This window comes from Rhodococcus daqingensis (genome assembly GCF_042665615.1).
Taxonomy (GTDB): Bacteria; Actinomycetota; Actinomycetes; order Mycobacteriales; family Mycobacteriaceae; genus Rhodococcus_G; species Rhodococcus_G daqingensis.
Genome location: NZ_JBHTCS010000028.1, coordinates 88,929 through 106,265 on the forward strand (window position 1 = coordinate 88,929; position 17,337 = coordinate 106,265).

Below are 17,337 nucleotides of genomic sequence, written 5' to 3' on the forward strand. Positions count from 1 at the left end.
CGATCCGAGGAGGTACAAGCGATGTCCTCGCCGGTAACGTTGCGATTTACATTCGGCGCCGTCGATATCGAGGCACTGACCTGGGGTGACCCCTCCGACCCCGTCGCCCTGCTGGTACATGGCTTCCCCGACAGCGCCTGGACCTGGGAGAAGGTCGGTCCATCGCTGGCCGAACAAGGCTGGCGTGTGGTCGCGCCGTTCACCCGCGGGTACGCACCGAGTTCCCTTGCGCGCGACGACGACTACTCGATCGGTTCGCTGGTCGGCGACATCGTCGATCTCCACCGGGCGGTCGGCGCCGATTCCCGCGCAGTTGTCGTCGGCCACGACTGGGGTGGCGCGATCGCCAGTGCGGTCTCGAGCAGCCACCCCGAACTGTTCGATCGGGCGGTACTGATCGCGATACCGCCCCTGTCGGCCATCAAGGCCCTTGTCCGCCCCGCACGGTGGCTGACACTCGCGCGCCAGGCTCCGCGGAGCTGGTACATGCCCGTGCTGTCGATCCCGCTGCTATCGGAGCGCATCGGCCGCCGGCTGATCATGGTGCTGTGGCGGATGTGGGCGCCACGCTCCGATGTCGCCACGTATCGGCGACGCGGGCTCGACGCGCTGCACGACCGCGCACGGCGGCGGGCTGCGTTCAACTACTACCGCGCCGTCTGGAACCCCTTGTACCGACGTGGTCGGGACCACCGACGCGAGCAACGACTGGCCTTCCGCGCGCCCCGGAACCCGACGCTCTTCCTGCAGGGCGCGGATGACACCTGCGGGCTCGAACGCACAGGCGCTCACGCGCTTGAACACCTGCCCCCGGGGAGCCGACGAATCGTGGTGGCCAATGCCGGTCACTTCGCCCACCTCGAGCAACCCGACGTCATTACCGAACACATCCTCGACTACCTATCCGAAGGAGTGACCGCATGATATTCCGTAAGAAGAGCCGCTTTCCGATGGACACAGTCGACATCGGGCCCCTGCAGCTGAAGGCTCGCAATGTCTCGTTCGACCTGAGCCGGACACCGCTGCACTGGATTCCGGGTCATCCGGTCGCCTCGCACGCCGTCAGCGCCTACCATCTCCTGTTTCCGGAGGTCGAGCGGTTCTTCATCGAAGCGTTCAAAGATGCTCTGCCGGACATCGAGGATCAGCGGCTGCGTGAGGACGTGCTCGGCTTCATCGGGCAGGAAACCATGCACGCCAACGCGCACGACGAATCGTTGGGCGACTACTTCCAGCGCAACGGAATCGACCCCGAGCCGTTGCTCGAGCAGTCACGGTTCGTCCTCGGGAAGGTGCTGGGGCCGAGAACGTTCCGCACGGCGAAGCTGACCCGTCGACACCTGATCAAACGTCTGGCGATCACCGCCGCGTTCGAGAACTTCACCGCGTTCCTCGGCCATTTCGTGCTCAACTGCAGCTGGGATCGCCACGCCGCGGACCCGAACATGACGGCGATCTTCCGCTGGCACGGGGCCGAGGAGATGGAGCACCGCAACGTCGCCCACGACGTGGCGATGTATTTCGACCCGCGCTACTGGCGGCGGGTGTCCACCATGATCGTGGTGTTCCCGCTCGTGATCTGGATTTCGAGTCGGTTCGTCTGGTATCTCGTCCGCAGCGACCCGGACGCACCGTCGTCGCGGCTGCGGGTCCTCTACGACGTGATCCGCGACGGCCGCCGGGGGTTGCTGCCCACACCGCGAATGGTCTTCGGCTCGGCATTCGACTACCTCAAGCTCAGCTTCCGCCCCGACGCCACCGGATCGATGGCTCAGGCCCTGTCCTACCTCGCCACCATCGAAACCCGCCAGATCGCCGCATAGGAGCGCCCCATGTTCACCAGATACCGATCATCGCCAGTTCCCGCGCACGCGCATGGAAGATTCCGCCGCGATCCACTGATGCTCCTGCTCCTGCTGGGCTACGACGCGATCAACTGGTTCGACGGACGCTTCTCCCTCCCCACACCCGGAATGCTGGCAGCACCATGCGAGTTCATCGATGTCGTCGTCACCGAACGCGCCGCGGTCACCGGCGACCAGAGCGCGGTGGCAATCACCTTCGCCGCTCCCGACGGTTCCCCCCTGCCCGCATGGTCCGCCGGCGCCCACATCGACGTGACACTGCCGTCGGGAACCGTCCGCCAGTACTCGCTGTGCGGCGACCCCACGGACCAGTCCAGCTACCGCATCGCGGTCCGGCTGATCCAGGACGGCCGCGGCGGATCCGCCGAAGTGCACAGCGCCCTCACAGTAGGCACCGAATTCCAAGTCGCTCGGCCACGCAACGCCTTCCCGCTCGCGGTCGGCGGCTACAACCAGACCACGAGTGCCGTGCGCCTGATCGCCGGTGGCATCGGCGTCACCCCCATCCTGCCGATGCTCGACATGCTCGACCGCACCGCGACGCCATGGTCGATGATCTACTGCGGTCGCACCCGGGATTCCCTGGCGTTCCTCAGCGAACTCGCACGATTCGGCGACCGCGTCACCATCCACGAAGACGCCACTTACGGCCCTGCCAGCGCCGAGGAGCTGCTCGGCGATCTCACCGTGTCGTCAGCCGTGTACACCTGCGGGCCCCCGCCCATGATTGACGCACTGCGCGCCGCACTCGTCGACCGACCCGACGTCGAGTTCCACTACGAGCGGTTCTCCCTGGCACCGGTGGTCGACGGCCGCGAGTTCGACCTCCGCTTCGCGTCCTCGGGTGAAGTCGTGCGCGTAGCCGCAGACCAGACCGCCCTGTCCGCGATCCTCGGTGCGCGGCCCGACGCCACATACTCATGTCAACAGGGGTTCTGCCGCTCCTGCGCGGTCCGCGTACTCGACGGTGCGCCGGAGCATCGCTCGACCGCCCTGAGTCCGGGCGAGTTGGACGCGGGATACTTCCTCCCATGTGTTTCACGATCCGAGGGCTGTCTGACCATCGACATGTAAGTCGCCGATGACCCAGTCATCAAGCGGCTGGCGTCGCCCGCAGAACGAGAATGGAATGGCAACCTACCAGCGCATCGTCGAGGCGGCGCTCGAGGTGCTCGCCACCCGTGGTTGGCGACACGCGAGCGTCGCCGAGGTCGCCGCGCGCGCGGGGGTCACCCGTGGCGCAGTGCAACACCACTTCAAGGACCGCGACGGACTGTTCACCGCGTCCGTCCAACACATCATGGACACGCGGATCCATGAGATCGAGGCACTCCAGCACGCCGACTACCCCGATGGAGAACGCACCCGAACGATCGTTCACACGATCATCGAATTGCACCAGGGCACCAGTTTCACCGCTGCGCTGCAACTGTGCGTCGCGGCCTCAGACGACCCGACACTGCGTTCACGGGTCGCGGCCATGGAGTTGGAAGTCGGTGCGCGCGGATTCTGGGCACTGATCGAACTACTGCGACTTGACGGAAACGATCCCACGGTCAGAACCACGGTGCAGGCATTTCTCGACTCCGCCCGCGGCCTGGGACTCGCCGGCATGCTCAACGATGACTCGCGTCGCCGTCGGCTTGTCGCCGACAGATGGGCTGCCATGCTCGATGAATTGCACACCACAAACCCCGACACCCGCCTGCGTCCGAACCCCTAGTGCCAGAACCGATCATCGGGTCAGCTGGGTCACCGAAGTGCGATTGCCGTCGTGCGGCAGAATCGCCGACGGTGACGTGATCCGGACATCCCGTTCAGTTCATCGGCGGATGGAATCCGAGACCCTCGTCCGAGCTCAACCGGGTCTTGCGCTCGTCCAGTGGCAGTGGTGTCCCCTGGTCGGGGACGAACGACCGTGAAGGGTCTGCCCCCGTGCCGCAGCGGCCCGGGGACAGACCCTTACAGAACTCAGGCGCCGATCAGCCGCTGGGCCAGGTATCCCTCGACCTTGTCGAGCGAGACCCGTTCTTGCTCCATCGTGTCGCGCTCGCGGATCGTCACGGCGTGATCGTCGAGGGTGTCGAAGTCGACCGTGATGCAGAACGGGGTGCCGATCTCGTCCTGGCGACGGTAGCGGCGTCCGATGGCGCCCGCGTCGTCGAACTCGACGTTCCAGTTCTTGCGCAGCAGCGCCGCCAGGTCCTTGGCCTTCGGCGTGAGGTCGGCGTTGCGGCTGAGCGGCAGCACCGCGGCCTTGACCGGGGCGAGGCGACGGTCCAGTCGCAGCACGGTCCGCTTGTCCACGCCACCCTTGGCGTTCGGCGCCTCGTCCTCGGAGTAGGCGTCGACCAGGAAGGCCATCAGCGAGCGGGTCAGGCCCGCCGCCGGCTCGATGACGTACGGGGTGTACCGCTCACCGCTGGCCTGGTCGAAGTAGTTCAGGTCCGTGCCCGAGTGCTCCGAGTGGGTCTTGAGGTCGAAGTCGGTGCGGTTGGCGACGCCCTCGAGCTCGCCCCACTCGCTGCCCTGGAACCGGAAGCGGTACTCGATGTCGACGGTGCGGGTCGAGTAGTGCGAGAGCTTGTCGGCCGGGTGCTCGTACAGCCGCAGGTTCTCCGGGTCGATGCCGAGGTCGGTGTACCAGGCGAGCCGGGTGTCGATCCAGTACTGGTGCCACTGCTCGTCCTCGCCCGGCTTGACGAAGAACTCCATCTCCATCTGCTCGAACTCGCGGGTGCGGAAGATGAAGTTGCCGGGGGTGATCTCGTTGCGGAAGCTCTTGCCGATCTGGGCGATGCCGAACGGCGGCTTCTTGCGCGAGGTGGTGAGCACGTTCGCGAAGTTGACGAAGATGCCCTGCGCGGTCTCGGGCCGCAGGTAGTGCAGGCCCTCCTCGGTCTCGATCGGTCCGAGGTGCGTCTTGAGCATCATGTTGAAGTCGCGGGGCTCGGTCCACTGGCCGACGGTGCCGCAGTCCGGGCACACGATGAGGTCCATGGACACCTCGTCGGGGTTGTCCAGACCCTTCTTCTCCGCGAAGGCCTCCTGCAGGTGGTCCTGGCGGTGCCGCTTGTGGCAGTGCAGACACTCGACGAGCGGATCGTTGAAGACCCCCACGTGCCCGGACGCCACCCACACCTCGCGCGGGAGGATCACCGACGAATCGAGGCCGACGACGTCGTCGCGGCTGGTGACGATGTTGCGCCACCACTGCTTCTTGATGTTCTCCTTCAGCTCGACGCCGAGCGGCCCGTAGTCCCAGGCCGACTTGGTCCCGCCGTAGATCTCACCGCAGGGGTAGACGAGCCCCCTGCGCTTGGCGAGGTTGGCGACGGTCTCGATCATGGACTTGGGTGCCACTTGGGGAGCTCTCCATCTGGGTAATAGATGCTGCGGTCACGTGCGTTTTTCTGGCCCCCAGCCTATCTGTCCCGCCGAGCCGACCGAAATCTCCCCATTTGACATGCGCATCCATGCATATCAAAATGGAATCGATTTGCAATAAGGTGGCGCGGGCAGGCCCACCGGATCCGACGTGGAGGTGACCGAAGGTGAGCATCAGCGATGCCGACGACCTCCATGTGGACACCACCGAGCACGTGCCGTCCGGCGGCGCGCCGCCCGCCGCCCTGCCGGGCAAGGACACGCTGAGCGCGGCGGGCGAGATCCTGCGCGCCCTGGCCGCACCCGTGCGGATCGCCATCGTGCTGCAACTGCGCGACGCCGAGCGCTGCGTGCACGAACTGGTCGAGGCGCTCGGGGTCACCCAGCCCTTGATCAGCCAGCACCTACGGGTGCTCAAGGCGGCCGGTGTCGTCCGCGGCGAACGTAACGGCCGCGAGGTGTTCTACCGACTCGTCGACGACCACCTCGCCCACATCGTGATCGACGCCGTCGCCCACGCAGAGGAAGGACCCAGACCGTGACCGAGAAGGACGACCGGCGCAGCCCCGTCGTGGTCGGCGTGCGCGCCACCAAGCAGCGCAGCGCGATCTCCGCGCTCCTCGACGAGATCGACGAGTTCCGCTCGGCGCAGGATCTGCACGACGAACTGCGCAAGCGCGGCGAGGGCATCGGCCTGACCACGGTCTACCGCACGCTGCAGACGCTGGCCGACGCCGGCACCGTCGACGTCCTGCGCACCGACACCGGAGAGTCGGTGTACCGCCGCTGCTCCTCCGGTCATCACCACCACCTGGTCTGCCGGACGTGCGGATTCACCGTCGAGGTCGAGGGCCCGACGGTCGAGCAGTGGTCGCAGTCCATCGCCGACGAGAACGGCTTCACCGACGTCAGCCACACCGTCGAGATCTTCGGCACCTGCCGCAACTGCACCTCGTAGCCGTTCTGCCGGTAGCGATCCAGATCGCTACCGGCAGAACGTCGTGCGCCTCAGCTAGCCGTGACGGCGACGTCGAGCGCGGGATAGACGGGATACTCCACACCGGACAGGTACTGCACGGTGCGCACAACCTGACACGAGTAGCCGAACTCGTTGTCGTACCAGACGTACACAATGGCAGTGTCGCCGTCGACGATCATCGCGTTCGCGTCGACGATGCACGCTGCACGCGAGCCGATGAAGTCGCTCGACACGGCGTCGGTGGCAGCGGTGTAGTCGAGGTTCCGACTCAGCGCCCCGGTGAGCGACTCTTGGCGGAGATGCTCGAGCACCTCATCCTTGGTCGTCTCACGGCCCAGCTGCAGGTGCAGGATGGCGACGGACACGTCCGGGGTGGGAACGCGGATGGAGTTACCGGTGATCTTGGCCTTCAGGCCGGGGAGCGCCTTTGCCACCGCCGAGGCGGCGCCGGTCTCGGTGAGCACGAGATTGAAGGGCGCCGATCGACCACGCCGATCGGCTTTGTGGTAGTTGTCCAGCAGGTTCTGGTCGTTGGTGAACGAGTGCACGGTCTCGACGTGGCCCCGCGAAACGCCGAACTCGTCGTCCATGGTCTTCAGCGGCGGGACGATGGCGTTGGTGGTGCAGGATGCGCACGACACGATGCGCTCGGTCGGATCGACGTCGCGGTGATTGACGCCGTGCACGATGTTCGGCACGTCGCCCTTGCCGGGCGCGGTGAGCACCACCTTCGCCACTCCCGGGCGCAGGTGCTTCGACAATCCGTCACGATCACGCCAGATTCCGGTGTTGTCGATCAGGATGGCGTTGTCGATACCGTGCTGGGTGTAGTCGAGATTCGCCGGGTCGTCGCTGTAGAGGAACTTGATGACGTTGCCGTTGGCGATCAGCGCATTGTTCTCGGCGTCGACTTTGATCGTGCCGTTGAACTGCCCGTGGACGGAGTCGCGGCGCAGCAGCGAGGCTCGCTTGACCAGGTCGTCGCTGCCCCCCTTCCGGACCACCACGGCACGCAGGTTCAGCCCATTGCCTGAGCCGGCTTTCTCGATGAGCAGTCGAGCCACGAGTCGACCGATGCGCCCGAATCCGTAGAGGATCACGTCCTGAGGCTGCGCAGGGCTCGTCTGGGCGCCGCCGACCAGATCGGCGAGGCTTCGCGCAACGAACTCCGCGATCGATGCCCCGCCGCCGTTGGCGCGGTAGGCCGTCACCAGCAGTCCGAGGTCGATCTTCGAGGGCCGAAGATCGAGGTCCGTCAGCGCCTCGAGGAACGGGAACGTCTCCTCGACGGACAGCTCGTCGCCGCGGATCTGTCGGGCGAAGCGATGGGTTCGCAGAATGCTGATGACCGACTTGTTCACCAGTGAGCGACTGTGAAGCAGGATGGTCACCGAGTGTCGCCGGTGCAGGCCGCCGATGATCGGGATCATCGCTTCCGCAAGAGCCTCCTCGGAGTTCCACTGGGTCAGTTCCGCCGTGCTCACTGCGCTCCTCTGCGGCCTTCGTGGGGCCATATGGTGTGTCGGTGGGTTGGATACCGGGCTGAATGAGACGCGCGTCATGCTGCCGATAGCGATGTGGATCACTGAGAACCACGTCACGACCGGCACGGAGAACCAACGCGCGCGGATCAAGCATATGGAAGCGCCTTCTCGGGTCGACACGACGGTCGCCGAAACCCGTCACCGCAACATTCGACCTCTACCCGCATCCGACAGGTGGTGCGCTCCGCGCAGCCACTAGGGCAGCAACCCCTGCCGACCCTGGTCGGCGCCGGAGAGCACCAGCAGCAGCATCGTGGTCAGAGCCTCGTCGCCCAGCCCGGCGGCCGGGAAGGTGTAGCGCAGGATCACGTCGGCCAGCTTGCCGCGGGTGATCACCGTGATGGACCCGAACTGCATCATCGAGTTCTTCTCGGCGACCTTCTTGTGCAGCGCGGGCTTGACCGGCCGGTCCCAGGCCAGCACCGCCGTCACCGACAGCACGTCGAGGCCTGGCGCGAGGTTCACCGCCCGCAGCGAGCACAGGGCACCCGCGTACTCGAAACCCAGTGACCCGTCGTCGGATTCACGCACGTCGACGAAGTGCGCGAGCGCATCGCGGGCGCGGTCCTGCAGCACCTGCGCGGTCCCAGCGCTCACTGTTGCTTCACTCCCCCGAAGCGTCGGTCCCGCGAGGCGTACTCGACGCAGGCGGCCCACAGGTCGCGGCGGTCGAAGTCCGGGAACAGCTTCTCCTGGAACACCAACTCGGCGTACGCGGACTGCCAGATCAGGAAGTTCGACGTCCGCTGCTCGCCAGAGGGGCGCAGGAACAGGTCGACGTCCGGCATGTCGGGTTCGTCGAGATACCTCGCGACGGTCGCCTCCGTCACCTTCTCCGGGTTCAGCTCCCCCGCCGCCACCCGACGCGCGATCTCCCGTGCCGCATCGGCGATCTCGGCCCGCCCGCCGTAGTTCACACACATCGTCAGGGTCATCGTCGTGTTGTGCGCGGTCAGCTCCTCGGCGACCTCGAGCTCCTTGATGACACTGGCCCACAGCCTGGGTCGGCGCCCGGCCCAGCGCACCCGCACGCCCATCTCGTGCATCTCGTCGCGCCGACGCCGGATCACGTCCCGGTTGAAGCCCATCAGGAACTTCACCTCCTCGGGACTGCGCTTCCAGTTCTCAGTGGAGAAGGCGTACGCCGAGAGCCACTTCACGCCGATCTCGATGCAGCCCTCGAGGGTGTCCATCAACACCGCCTCGCCGCGCTCGTGGCCGGCGGTGCGCGGCAGTCCGCGTTCCTGGGCCCACCTGCCGTTGCCGTCCATCACCAGCGCGACGTGCCGCGGGATCAGCTCGGGCTGCAGGATCGGCGGCCGGGCGCCGGACGGGTGCGGGGCCGGGGGCCGGATCGCGCGGCTAGGCGGAGCTTGCGGTTCGCGTCGTCGAATCACGGTCACCATCCTGCCCGACCGGACCGCGTGCGCCCGCCACCGCCCGCGGATCCGCGGCATCGGACTCCACCGCTGCGTGCGGCCGGGACCGCTCGATCAACGGGAGGGTGCGCAGCTGGCGTTCGAGGTGCCACTGCAGGTGCGCGGCGACCAGCCCGCTGGCCTGCCCACGGATCGCCGCGGGCGCGGTCTCGGTGTACGCCCAGTCGCCGCGAGCGAGGGCGTCCATCAGGTCGAGCACGCCCGGGGACGGGGTCGCCGAGCCCGGCGGCCTGCAGTGCACGCACACCGCCCCGCCCGCCGCCACGTGGAAGGCCCGGTGCGGGCCGGGGGCGGCGCACCGCGCACACTCCTCCAGAGCGGGAGCCCAACCGGCGAAACCCATGGCCCGCAACAGGAATGCGTCGAGGATCAGTTCGGGTGGTCGAACCTGCTCCCCCACCGCGCGCAGCGCGCCGACGGTGAGCTGATGCAGCCGCAGCGCGGGGGCACGCTCCTCACCCGCGAGCCGTTCGGCGGTCTCGAGCACCGCGCAGGCGGTGGTGTACCGGCCGTAGTCGTCGACGATGTCCGCGGCGAAGGCGTCCAGGGTCTGCACCTGGGTGACGATGTCGAGGTTGCGGCCGGGGTAGAGCTGCACGTCGATGTGCGCGAACGGCTCGAGACGGGCCCCGAACTTCGACTTGGTGCGGCGCACACCCTTGGCCACCGCCCGCACCAGGCCGTGCTGGCGGGTCAGCAGGGTGACGATGCGGTCCGCCTCGCCCAGCTTGTGCTGGCGCAACACCACCGCATGGTCCCGGTACAACCTCACCGGGAAAGTGTCCCACGGTGCGGGGACATTCCCCGACACCCGACCCCGGGGCGAACCGCGTCACCCGAGCCGGTGCTCGATCAGCTCGACCAGCCGCTCCGGTGCCTCGAGCTGCGGCCAGTGCCCGACGTCGGGCAGCACGGTCACCGCGGTGGCGGGACGCAGCTCGAGCAGCCGCGCCGGCATGTCGGGGGTGGCGATGGGGTCGCACTCGCCCCACAGCAGCGCCAGCGGCTCCCGGTACTCCACCAGTCCGGCGGTCCAGCGACTCTGATGCGCCCGGCGCTCGAGAATGTAGCGGTTCTGGCGGGGCAGCAGCCGCCCGCCGCCGTCGCGCTCGATGGCCTCGATCAGGGCGTCGATGGCGCCGGCCGGAGCGGGCGCGCGCGGCGAGAAGCTGCGGTCGATCGCGCGGGCCAGCAGCCATCGCGGGGGCGTGAACGGCAGCGCCCGAGCGGGCAGTCGCAGCATCGCGCGCTGGCCGGACGTCAGGTGCGCGAGGTCGATGAAGATCGAGCCGTTGGTCAGGATGACCTGCTCGGGGACGAATCCCAGGATCCCGAGATTGTGGCGGTACAGGAGCTCGGCCACCACGGTGTCGCCCATGTCGTGGGCGATCAGCACGCAGCGGGCGATGCCCATCCGGCCGAGCACGGCCTCCACCAGGTCCGCCTGCTCGAACAGCGAGTAGCGGGCCGCGGTCGGCTTGTCGGACAGCCCGAACCCCAGCAGGTCGAGCAGTACCACCCGCCGACCGGACCCGAGCCGCTCCGCCACCTGCGCGAAGTCGTGCGACGACCCGGGGAACCCGTGCACGATCACGAGCGGAGCCCCGGGCCCCGACCCGACCTCGACGACGAAGATCCGGTTCCCACCGACCTCCAGGTGGAGCCCACGGCGTTCCCAGGCGTTCAGGGCATCGCTCATGACTCCTCCGATGTTCGGCGCTGGGCCCAAAACTACTCACCCGGCCACGCTTTCGGGCCCGAAAACCTGGCGGCGCGGCCCGGCCGGAGGTACTGTTCGTTCGAACGAACAGTGATGGGGAGGCGCGGCGTGAGCACACACATGGAAGACACCCGAGAACTCGGACTCGAGGAGACGGCGCACTCGCTGGCAACCGGCGCCTCCACGTCCGTCGACCTGGTGCGCCGCAGCCTGGACGCGATCGACGCCAGTCAGCCGACACTGAACGCGTTCCGGGTGGTGCGCCGCGAGGCCGCGCTCGCGGAGGCCGCCGAGGCCGACCGTCGGCTCGAGGCGGGCGAACGGCTCCCCCTGCTCGGCGTCCCGATCGCGGTCAAGGACGACGTCGACGTCACCGGCGAGCCGACCGCGTTCGGTTGCCCCGGCGAGTTCCCCGCCAAGACGGTCGACTCGGAGGTGGTGCGCAGGCTGCGGGCGGCGGGCGCGGTCATCGTGGGCAAGACGAACAGCCCGGAACTGGGTCAGTGGCCCCTCACCGGAGGGACTTTCGGTCACACCAGGAACCCGTGGGCGCGCGACCGGACCCCGGGCGGCTCCTCGGGCGGCAGCTCCGCCGCGGTCGCCGCGGGGCTGGTCCCCGCCGCACTGGGTTCGGACGGCGCGGGCTCGGTCCGGATCCCCGCGTCCTGGACCAACCTGGTCGGCATCAAGCCGCAACGCGGCCGGATCTCCACCTGGCCGGACCCGGAGGCGTTCTACGGCATCACCGTGATCGGTCCGCTGGCCCGCACCGTGGCGGACGCGGCACTGCTGCTCGACCTCGTCTCCGGCAGCCACGACGGCGACCTGCACCAGCCGCCGCCGGTGACCGTCCGCGACGCCGTCGACCGCGAGCCCGGCAGGCTCCGGATCGCGCTGTCGCTGAAGATCCCCTACACGGCCACGCCCCGGACGCTGCACCCCGAGATCAAGGAGGCGATCGGTGCCACCACGCACGCGCTGCGCCGACTGGGCCACGAGGTGACCGTGGCCGACCCCGCCTACGGGCTGCTGCTGGGCACGAACTTCCTGCCGCGGTCGATGGCGGGGCTCGAGCAGTGGCGCTCGCGGGTGCCGGACCCGACGTTGCTCGACCCGCGCACCCTGTCCAACGCGCGCACCGGCAGGCTACTGGGGGGCCTGCCGTTGCGCGCGTCCCGCGCCGCCGAGCCGCGCATGCGCAGGCGGATCGGCGCGATCTTCAACGACTTCGACGTCATCCTGGCCCCGACCACCGCCACCCCGCCGCCGCCGGTGGACGCGATCGACGGCATCGGGCACTTCGAGACGGACAAGGTGATCACCGCGGCCTGCCCGTACACCTGGCCGTGGAACGTGCTGGGCTGGCCGAGCGTGAACGTGCCCGCCGGGTTCACCTCCGACGGTCTGCCGCGCGGGGTGCAGCTGATGGGCCACGACAACACCGAACCGATGCTGGTCTCGCTCGCCGCACAGCTCGAACGTGAACTACGTTGGGACCGTGAACGTCCCGACCAGTGGTGGTGACAGATGAGCGAGACCCCGGTGCGGGAGCGGATTCTCGCCGCGGTCCTGCACATCATCGGCACCGACGGCATCGCGGCCGTCACCAACCGCAGAATCGCGGCGCAGGCCGAGGTCTCGCTGGGATCGATCACCTACCACTTCCCCAGCCAGACCGACCTGCTCCGTGACGCCCTGCTCGGATTCGTCACCGACGAGACCGCCCGGCTGACCGACCTGGCGGAGCAGTACCGGGACAAGGGCCTGAGCCTGCAGGACGCGGCGGCGCTGACCGAACAGGTGGTCAGGGACCTCGCGTTCGACGCCGAGCGGATGGCACCGTTCGAGCTCTACATCCAGGCCGGCCGAGACCCCGCGCTGCGCGCGGCCGCCGACCAGTGTTTCGCGGCCTACGACACCCTGACCGTCACCATCCTCGAGGCGCTCGGGGTGCCGAACGCCGCGACGGTCGCGCCGCCGATGGTCGCCACCATCGCCGGCCTGCAGCTGCGCAGGCTGGCGACCGGCACGGACGGGCAGGACGTCTCGGCCGCGATCATGATGCTGATCGGCGGCGCGATGCTCGCGCAGCAGCCGCCACCGACTTAGAAGCCGAGGCGGCCCAACTGTTTCGGGTCGCGCTGCCAGTCCTTGGCGACCTTGACGTGCAGCTCCAGGAAGATCCGGGTGCCGAGCAGCCGCTCGATCTGGGTGCGGGCCTTGGTGCCGACCTCGCGCAACCGGGCCCCGCCCTTGCCGATCACGATGCCCTTCTGGCTGGGGCGCTCGACATAGAGCAGCGCGTGCACATCGAGCATCTCGCCCTGCTTCTCGGTGCGGCCCTCGCGCTCGATGACCTCCTCGATCACGACGGCCAGCGAGTGCGGCAGCTCGTCGCCGAGCCCCTCGAGCGCGGCCTCGCGGATGAGTTCGGCCATCAGCGTCTCCTCCGGCTCGTCGGTGATCTCGCCGTCCGGGTAGAACGCCGGACCCTCGTCCATCGACTTCGCGAGCAGGTCGACCAGCATCTCGACCTGCTCCCCCGACGCCGCGGACACCGGGATCACGTCGGTCTCGGGACCGAGCACCTTCGACAACGCCAGCAGCTGCTCGGCGACCTTCTCCCGACTGACCTTGTCGATCTTGGTGACGATGCCGATCAGCTTGGTCTTCGGCGCCATCTGCCGGACCTGCTCCAGGATCCAGCGGTCGCCGGGGCCGATTCTCTCGTCCGCGGGGATGCACAGGCCGATCACGTCGACCTCGGAATAGGTGTCGCGCACAAGGTCGTTCAGCCGCTGACCGAGCAGCGTCCGCGGCCGGTGCAGGCCCGGCGTATCGACCAGGATCAGCTGGGCGTTCGGGCGGTGCACGATGCCGCGAATGGTGTGCCGGGTGGTCTGCGGTCGCGACGAGGTGATCGCGATCTTGCTGCCGACCAGCGCGTTGGTCAGCGTCGACTTACCGGTGTTCGGGCGTCCGACGAAACAGACGAAGCCGGAACGGAATTCGGTCTCAGTGCTCATGGGCATCTCCAGAAGTGGGTCGGTAGGGCCCCCGGCCCATGACGTACGGATCCGAGCCGTCGGCTCGGGCGGCGATGAGTTTGGCGGACGCCGTCACCTCGGTGAGGGCGAGGACGCCGGGCTCGGTGTCCCGGACGGCGGTGACGATCTCCGCGGCGCTGCCGGGCAGGTCGCCCACCACCGCGGCGGCCTCGAAGCCCTCCGCGCCGCTCGAGAGTGCCGCGGCGATCGCTGCCTGCAGCGCGGTGAGGGTCAGTGCGTCGAGCGAGACCGGGCCTGCGGCGTAGGTGCGACCGTCGAGGTCACGCACCGCGGCCCCCTGCCGCCCACCCGTTCGTCCCATCGCGCCGCGGGCGAGGACCACCAGCTTGGCGTCCTCCTCGTCGAGATGCTCAGTCATGTCGGCCCTCGTCTCCCTCGTCATCGCCGTTCACGTCGGTGTCCGGTGCGGGTGCCCTCCACGCAAGAACAGTAGTGATCCGGACGCGGCCACGGACGTCGCTTCCGCCCTCGGCGCGCAGCATCAGCCCTGCGGTGGCGATCTCCGAGCCTGGCAGCGGCACCCTGCCGAGCTCGTATCCGAGCAGCCCGCCGACCGTCTCCACCTCGTCGTTGTCGATCTCCACATCGAACAGCTCGGCGAGATCCTCGATGGGCAGGCGGGCGGAGAGCCGGTATCGACCGTCGCCGAGCTCCTCCACCGGCGCGATCTCCCCGGTGTCGTACTCGTCGGCGATCTCGCCGACGATCTCCTCGATGACGTCCTCGATGGTGACCAGCCCGGCGATCCCGCCGTACTCGTCGACGAGCACAGCCATGTGGTTGCGGTCCCGCTGCATCTCCGCGAGCAGGCTGTCGAGAGGCTTGGAGTCCGGCACGAACACCGGCGGGCGCATCACCTCGGCGACGGTGACGCCACGGCCTCCGTCGGTGGAGTGGTACGTCTTCTGGACGAGGTCCTTGAGATACACGACGCCGAGCACGTCGTCCACGTTCTCCCCGATCACCGGGATCCGGGAGTGCCCGCTGCGCACGGCAAGCGAGGTGGCCTGACCCGCGGACTTGGTGGCCTCGATCCACACCATCTCGGTGCGCGGGACCATCACCTCCCGGGCCGGGGTGTCGCCGAGCTCGAACACGGACTGGATCATCCGGCGCTCCTCGTCCGCCACCACGCCGCGCTCCTGCGCCATGTCGACCAGCTCGCGCAGCTCGATCTCGGAGGCGAACGGCCCGTTGCGGAAGCCCCTACCGGGGGTGAGCGCGTTACCGATCAGGATGAGCAACCGACTGATCGGGGAGAACACGACGCCGATCGCCTGCAATGGCAGCGCCGCGGCCAGCATGATCGAGTAGGCGTGCTGACGGCCGATGGTGCGCGGCCCCACCCCGATCGCGACGTAGTCGATGAGCACCATGATGGTGGCGGTGATCACCAGGGCCCAGGTCCGCTCGAGCAGGTCGAGCAGCGCGGCAGCCAGCAGGACCGTGGCGGTGATCTCGGCCAGGATCCGCAGCAACACCATGAGATTGACGTAGCGGGGCCGGTCCGACACGACCGCGAGCAGGCGCTGCGCACCAGGGCGCGAGTCCTTCGCCATGTCCTCGACCCGGGCGCGCGAGATCGTGTTGAGGGCGGAGTCGACGGCGGCGAACAGCCCGCCGAGTGGCACCAGAACCGCGGCGAGCAGGATCTGGACCAGCTCGTCACTCACTGTGCTGCGCCGATCGACACAGTTCGGCTACGCCTCACTGCTCGGGGCCGTCGAAGAACCCGGTCTTGCCCAGCAGCCTCCGGTCACGGGCGGCCAGTTCGGCCTCCCGCTCGGCCAGGCGCAGGTCGTCGTACCAATCGGCGAGGAGGCTGTTCTGCAGCGCGAACATCTCCTTCTCCTCCTCCGGTTCGGCGTGGTCGTAGCCGAGCAGGTGCAGGACACCGTGCACCGTGAGCAGCGCCAGCTCGTGCGCGGTGGAGTGGCCGGCCTTGGCGGCCTGGTCGGCCGCGAAGGCCGGGCAGAGCACGATGTCGCCGAGCATCGCCGGTCCCGGCTCGGGGGCATCGGGCCGCCCGCCGGGCTCGAGCTCGTCCATCGGGAAGGACATCACGTCCGTCGGACCCGGCAGGTCCATCCACCGCATGTGCAGGTCGGCCATCGTGTCGAGGTCGACGAGCACCATCGACAGCTCGGCCGCCGGGTGCACGTCCATCCGGGCGATGACGAACCGGGCGACGCTGATCAGCTCTCCCTCGGAGACGTCGATCCCGGACTCGTTGGATACCTCAATGCTCATGACAGTCGTTCTCCTCGGGGCCGCCGGCGGCGGAAATGGGGCTGGGGCTGGGTGGCCACGGTCAGCGGCGCGTCGAGCGGGCCTGCGCCGCCCGTCGCTGCGAGCGGTTGCCGAGCTTGACCTCGTCGATCCGCTCGGTCTCGAACCGGTCGTAGGCGTCGACGATGTCGGAGACCAGACGGTGCCGCACCACGTCCGCGCTGGTCAGTTCCGCGAAGTGGATGTCGTCGATGTCGGTCAGGATCTCCGAGGCCGCACGCAACCCGGACCGGGCTCCCCCGGGCAGGTCCACCTGGGTCACGTCGCCGGTGACGACGATCTTGGACCCGAACCCGAGCCGGGTCAGGAACATCTTCATCTGCTCGGCGGTCGTGTTCTGCGCCTCGTCGAGGATGATGAACGCGTCGTTGAGGGTGCGGCCACGCATGTAGGCGAGCGGGGCGACCTCGATGACGCCGGCCTGCATCAGCTTCGGGATGGCCTCGGGGTCCATCATGTCGTGCAGCGCGTCGTGCAGCGGCCGCAGGTACGGGTCGATCTTCTCGTGCAGCGTGCCGGGCAGGAAACCGAGCCGCTCCCCCGCCTCGACCGCGGGCCGGGTCAGGATGATCCGGCTGACGTTCTTGCTCTGCAGCGCCTGCACCGCCTTGGCCATGGCGAGGTAGGTCTTGCCGGTGCCCGCGGGGCCGATCCCGAAGACGATGGTGTTCGCGTCGATCGCGTCGACGTACCGCTTCTGGTTGACGGTCTTCGGGCGGATCGTCTTGCCGCGCCGGGACAGGATGTCGAGGCTGAGGACCTCGGCTGGCGATTCGGCGACACCCTCGGTGAGCATCGCGATGCTGCGCCGCACCGCGTCCGGGGTCAGGGTGTTGCCGCCGCCGACCACGGCGATCAGCTCGCCGATCACCCGCTCGGCCAGCGCGACATCGGCGGCCCTGCCGGTGAGGGTGATCGCGTTGCCGCGGACGTGAATGTCTGCGTCGAGGGCGCGTTCGAGTTCCTTCAGATTCTGATCCGAGGAGCCGAGCAGCGGGAGGACCGCGTCGGGTGAGACCTCCATGCTCGACCGCACCGTGCGCTGC

19 protein-coding genes are annotated in these 17,337 nt (G+C 68.4%); 8 read left to right on the forward strand and 11 right to left on the reverse strand.

What is annotated here, in order from left to right:
* Nucleotides 1-21 precede the first annotated feature (21 nt).
* From ACFQS9_RS22620 to ACFQS9_RS22635, 4 genes are all read left to right on the forward strand, one after another.
* Entirely contained in the window at nucleotides 22-924 is a 903-nt protein-coding gene (locus ACFQS9_RS22620; RefSeq protein WP_378408805.1) for an alpha/beta fold hydrolase, read from the forward strand.
* Nucleotides 921-1,823 carry a metal-dependent hydrolase gene (locus tag ACFQS9_RS22625; protein ID WP_378408806.1) on the forward strand — a complete coding sequence of 301 codons (903 nt, stop codon included), beginning with the start codon at nucleotides 921-923 and terminating at the stop codon, nucleotides 1,821-1,823. The genes ACFQS9_RS22620 and ACFQS9_RS22625 overlap by 4 nt, the downstream gene beginning before the upstream one ends.
* A 78-nt stretch (nucleotides 1,824-1,901) precedes the next feature.
* A complete protein-coding gene (locus tag ACFQS9_RS22630) occupies nucleotides 1,902-2,939 on the forward strand; it encodes a PDR/VanB family oxidoreductase (protein WP_378408807.1) in 1,038 nt (345 codons plus the stop codon).
* A gap of 55 nt (nucleotides 2,940-2,994) precedes the next feature.
* Nucleotides 2,995-3,588, forward strand: coding sequence for a TetR/AcrR family transcriptional regulator (locus ACFQS9_RS22635; protein ID WP_378408808.1), 594 nt, complete (start codon nucleotides 2,995-2,997; stop codon nucleotides 3,586-3,588).
* Between the two features lie 248 nt (nucleotides 3,589-3,836).
* Here the strand turns inward: ACFQS9_RS22635 and ACFQS9_RS22640 are convergent, their stop codons facing one another.
* On the reverse strand, nucleotides 3,837-5,228 hold the full coding sequence (locus ACFQS9_RS22640; protein ID WP_378408809.1) for a glycine--tRNA ligase: 1,392 nt from the start codon (nucleotides 5,226-5,228) through the stop codon (nucleotides 3,837-3,839).
* Between the two features lie 221 nt (nucleotides 5,229-5,449).
* On the opposite strand from ACFQS9_RS22640, the gene ACFQS9_RS22645 reads away from it, so the two are divergent.
* Together ACFQS9_RS22645 and ACFQS9_RS22650 are read left to right on the forward strand one after the other, a co-directional pair.
* Nucleotides 5,450-5,794 carry an ArsR/SmtB family transcription factor gene (locus ACFQS9_RS22645; protein WP_465269946.1) on the forward strand — a complete coding sequence of 115 codons (345 nt, stop codon included), beginning with the start codon at nucleotides 5,450-5,452 and terminating at the stop codon, nucleotides 5,792-5,794.
* Nucleotides 5,791-6,210, forward strand: a complete 420-nt coding sequence (locus ACFQS9_RS22650) for a Fur family transcriptional regulator (RefSeq protein WP_378408811.1) — start codon at nucleotides 5,791-5,793, stop codon at nucleotides 6,208-6,210. Before ACFQS9_RS22645 ends, ACFQS9_RS22650 begins: the two co-directional genes overlap by 4 nt.
* A gap of 50 nt (nucleotides 6,211-6,260) precedes the next feature.
* On the opposite strand, the gene ACFQS9_RS22655 is transcribed toward ACFQS9_RS22650, so the two are convergent.
* From ACFQS9_RS22655 to ACFQS9_RS22675, 5 genes are all read right to left on the reverse strand, one after another.
* Nucleotides 6,261-7,715: a glyceraldehyde-3-phosphate dehydrogenase gene (locus ACFQS9_RS22655; RefSeq protein WP_378408812.1), complete on the reverse strand. Its 1,455-nt coding sequence runs from the start codon at nucleotides 7,713-7,715 to the stop codon at nucleotides 6,261-6,263.
* Between the two features lie 255 nt (nucleotides 7,716-7,970).
* Nucleotides 7,971-8,372, reverse strand: a complete 402-nt coding sequence (locus tag ACFQS9_RS22660; protein ID WP_378408813.1) for a hypothetical protein — start codon at nucleotides 8,370-8,372, stop codon at nucleotides 7,971-7,973.
* The gene (locus tag ACFQS9_RS22665; protein WP_378408814.1) at nucleotides 8,369-9,181 is read right to left on the reverse strand and encodes an isoprenyl transferase; all 813 of its coding nucleotides are present in this window, start codon (nucleotides 9,179-9,181) and stop codon (nucleotides 8,369-8,371) included. Before ACFQS9_RS22665 ends, ACFQS9_RS22660 begins: the two co-directional genes overlap by 4 nt.
* Nucleotides 9,138-9,986 carry a DNA repair protein RecO gene (recO, locus tag ACFQS9_RS22670; protein ID WP_378408815.1) on the reverse strand — a complete coding sequence of 283 codons (849 nt, stop codon included), beginning with the start codon at nucleotides 9,984-9,986 and terminating at the stop codon, nucleotides 9,138-9,140. The genes ACFQS9_RS22665 and recO overlap by 44 nt, the downstream gene beginning before the upstream one ends.
* Nucleotides 9,987-10,046: 60 nt before the next feature.
* Nucleotides 10,047-10,913: an alpha/beta fold hydrolase gene (locus tag ACFQS9_RS22675; protein ID WP_378408816.1), complete on the reverse strand. Its 867-nt coding sequence runs from the start codon at nucleotides 10,911-10,913 to the stop codon at nucleotides 10,047-10,049.
* A 141-nt stretch (nucleotides 10,914-11,054) separates the two neighbouring features.
* Here ACFQS9_RS22675 and ACFQS9_RS22680 point away from each other — a divergent pair, with 141 nt between their 5' ends.
* Both ACFQS9_RS22680 and ACFQS9_RS22685 read left to right on the forward strand, forming a co-directional pair.
* Complete coding sequence (locus ACFQS9_RS22680) at nucleotides 11,055-12,458, forward strand: amidase (protein WP_378409052.1); 1,404 nt, start codon at nucleotides 11,055-11,057, stop codon at nucleotides 12,456-12,458.
* A gap of 3 nt (nucleotides 12,459-12,461) precedes the next feature.
* The gene (locus ACFQS9_RS22685) at nucleotides 12,462-13,043 is read left to right on the forward strand and encodes a TetR/AcrR family transcriptional regulator (protein WP_378408817.1); all 582 of its coding nucleotides are present in this window, start codon (nucleotides 12,462-12,464) and stop codon (nucleotides 13,041-13,043) included.
* Here ACFQS9_RS22685 and era read toward each other — a convergent pair.
* The 5 genes from era to ACFQS9_RS22710 form a co-directional block, all read right to left on the reverse strand.
* Nucleotides 13,040-13,960, reverse strand: coding sequence for a GTPase Era (gene era, locus ACFQS9_RS22690; protein WP_378408818.1), 921 nt, complete (start codon nucleotides 13,958-13,960; stop codon nucleotides 13,040-13,042). The genes ACFQS9_RS22685 and era overlap by 4 nt on opposite strands.
* Nucleotides 13,950-14,360, reverse strand: coding sequence for a cytidine deaminase (locus ACFQS9_RS22695; RefSeq protein ID WP_378408819.1), 411 nt, complete (start codon nucleotides 14,358-14,360; stop codon nucleotides 13,950-13,952). Before ACFQS9_RS22695 ends, era begins: the two co-directional genes overlap by 11 nt.
* On the reverse strand, nucleotides 14,353-15,675 hold the full coding sequence (locus ACFQS9_RS22700) for a hemolysin family protein (protein ID WP_378408820.1): 1,323 nt from the start codon (nucleotides 15,673-15,675) through the stop codon (nucleotides 14,353-14,355). Before ACFQS9_RS22700 ends, ACFQS9_RS22695 begins: the two co-directional genes overlap by 8 nt.
* 34 nt (nucleotides 15,676-15,709) lie before the next feature.
* On the reverse strand, nucleotides 15,710-16,252 hold the full coding sequence (ybeY, locus tag ACFQS9_RS22705) for an rRNA maturation RNase YbeY (protein WP_378408821.1): 543 nt from the start codon (nucleotides 16,250-16,252) through the stop codon (nucleotides 15,710-15,712).
* Nucleotides 16,253-16,313: 61 nt separating this feature from the next.
* Nucleotides 16,314-17,315: a PhoH family protein gene (locus ACFQS9_RS22710; RefSeq protein ID WP_378409053.1), complete on the reverse strand. Its 1,002-nt coding sequence runs from the start codon at nucleotides 17,313-17,315 to the stop codon at nucleotides 16,314-16,316.
* Nucleotides 17,316-17,337: the final 22 nt, after the last annotated feature.

Bases quoted from the DNA above. Each gene is read 5' to 3' on its own strand.
- ACFQS9_RS22620 (WP_378408805.1), top strand. From the start codon at position 22: ATGTCCTCGCCGGTAACGTTGCGATTTACATTCGGCGCCGTCGATATC.
- ACFQS9_RS22625 (WP_378408806.1), top strand. From the start codon at position 921: ATGATATTCCGTAAGAAGAGCCGCTTTCCGATGGACACAGTCGACATC.
- ACFQS9_RS22630 (WP_378408807.1), top strand. From the start codon at position 1,902: ATGCTCCTGCTCCTGCTGGGCTACGACGCGATCAACTGGTTCGACGGA.
- ACFQS9_RS22635 (WP_378408808.1), top strand. From the start codon at position 2,995: ATGGCAACCTACCAGCGCATCGTCGAGGCGGCGCTCGAGGTGCTCGCC.
- ACFQS9_RS22665 (WP_378408814.1), bottom strand. From the start codon at position 9,181: ATGGTGACCGTGATTCGACGACGCGAACCGCAAGCTCCGCCTAGCCGC.
- ACFQS9_RS22675 (WP_378408816.1), bottom strand. From the start codon at position 10,913: ATGAGCGATGCCCTGAACGCCTGGGAACGCCGTGGGCTCCACCTGGAG.
- ACFQS9_RS22680 (WP_378409052.1), top strand. From the start codon at position 11,055: ATGGAAGACACCCGAGAACTCGGACTCGAGGAGACGGCGCACTCGCTG.
- ACFQS9_RS22685 (WP_378408817.1), top strand. From the start codon at position 12,462: ATGAGCGAGACCCCGGTGCGGGAGCGGATTCTCGCCGCGGTCCTGCAC.
- era (WP_378408818.1), bottom strand. From the start codon at position 13,960: ATGAGCACTGAGACCGAATTCCGTTCCGGCTTCGTCTGTTTCGTCGGA.
- ACFQS9_RS22695 (WP_378408819.1), bottom strand. From the start codon at position 14,360: ATGACTGAGCATCTCGACGAGGAGGACGCCAAGCTGGTGGTCCTCGCC.
- ybeY (WP_378408821.1), bottom strand. From the start codon at position 16,252: ATGAGCATTGAGGTATCCAACGAGTCCGGGATCGACGTCTCCGAGGGA.
- ACFQS9_RS22710 (WP_378409053.1), bottom strand. From the start codon at position 17,315: ATGGAGGTCTCACCCGACGCGGTCCTCCCGCTGCTCGGCTCCTCGGAT.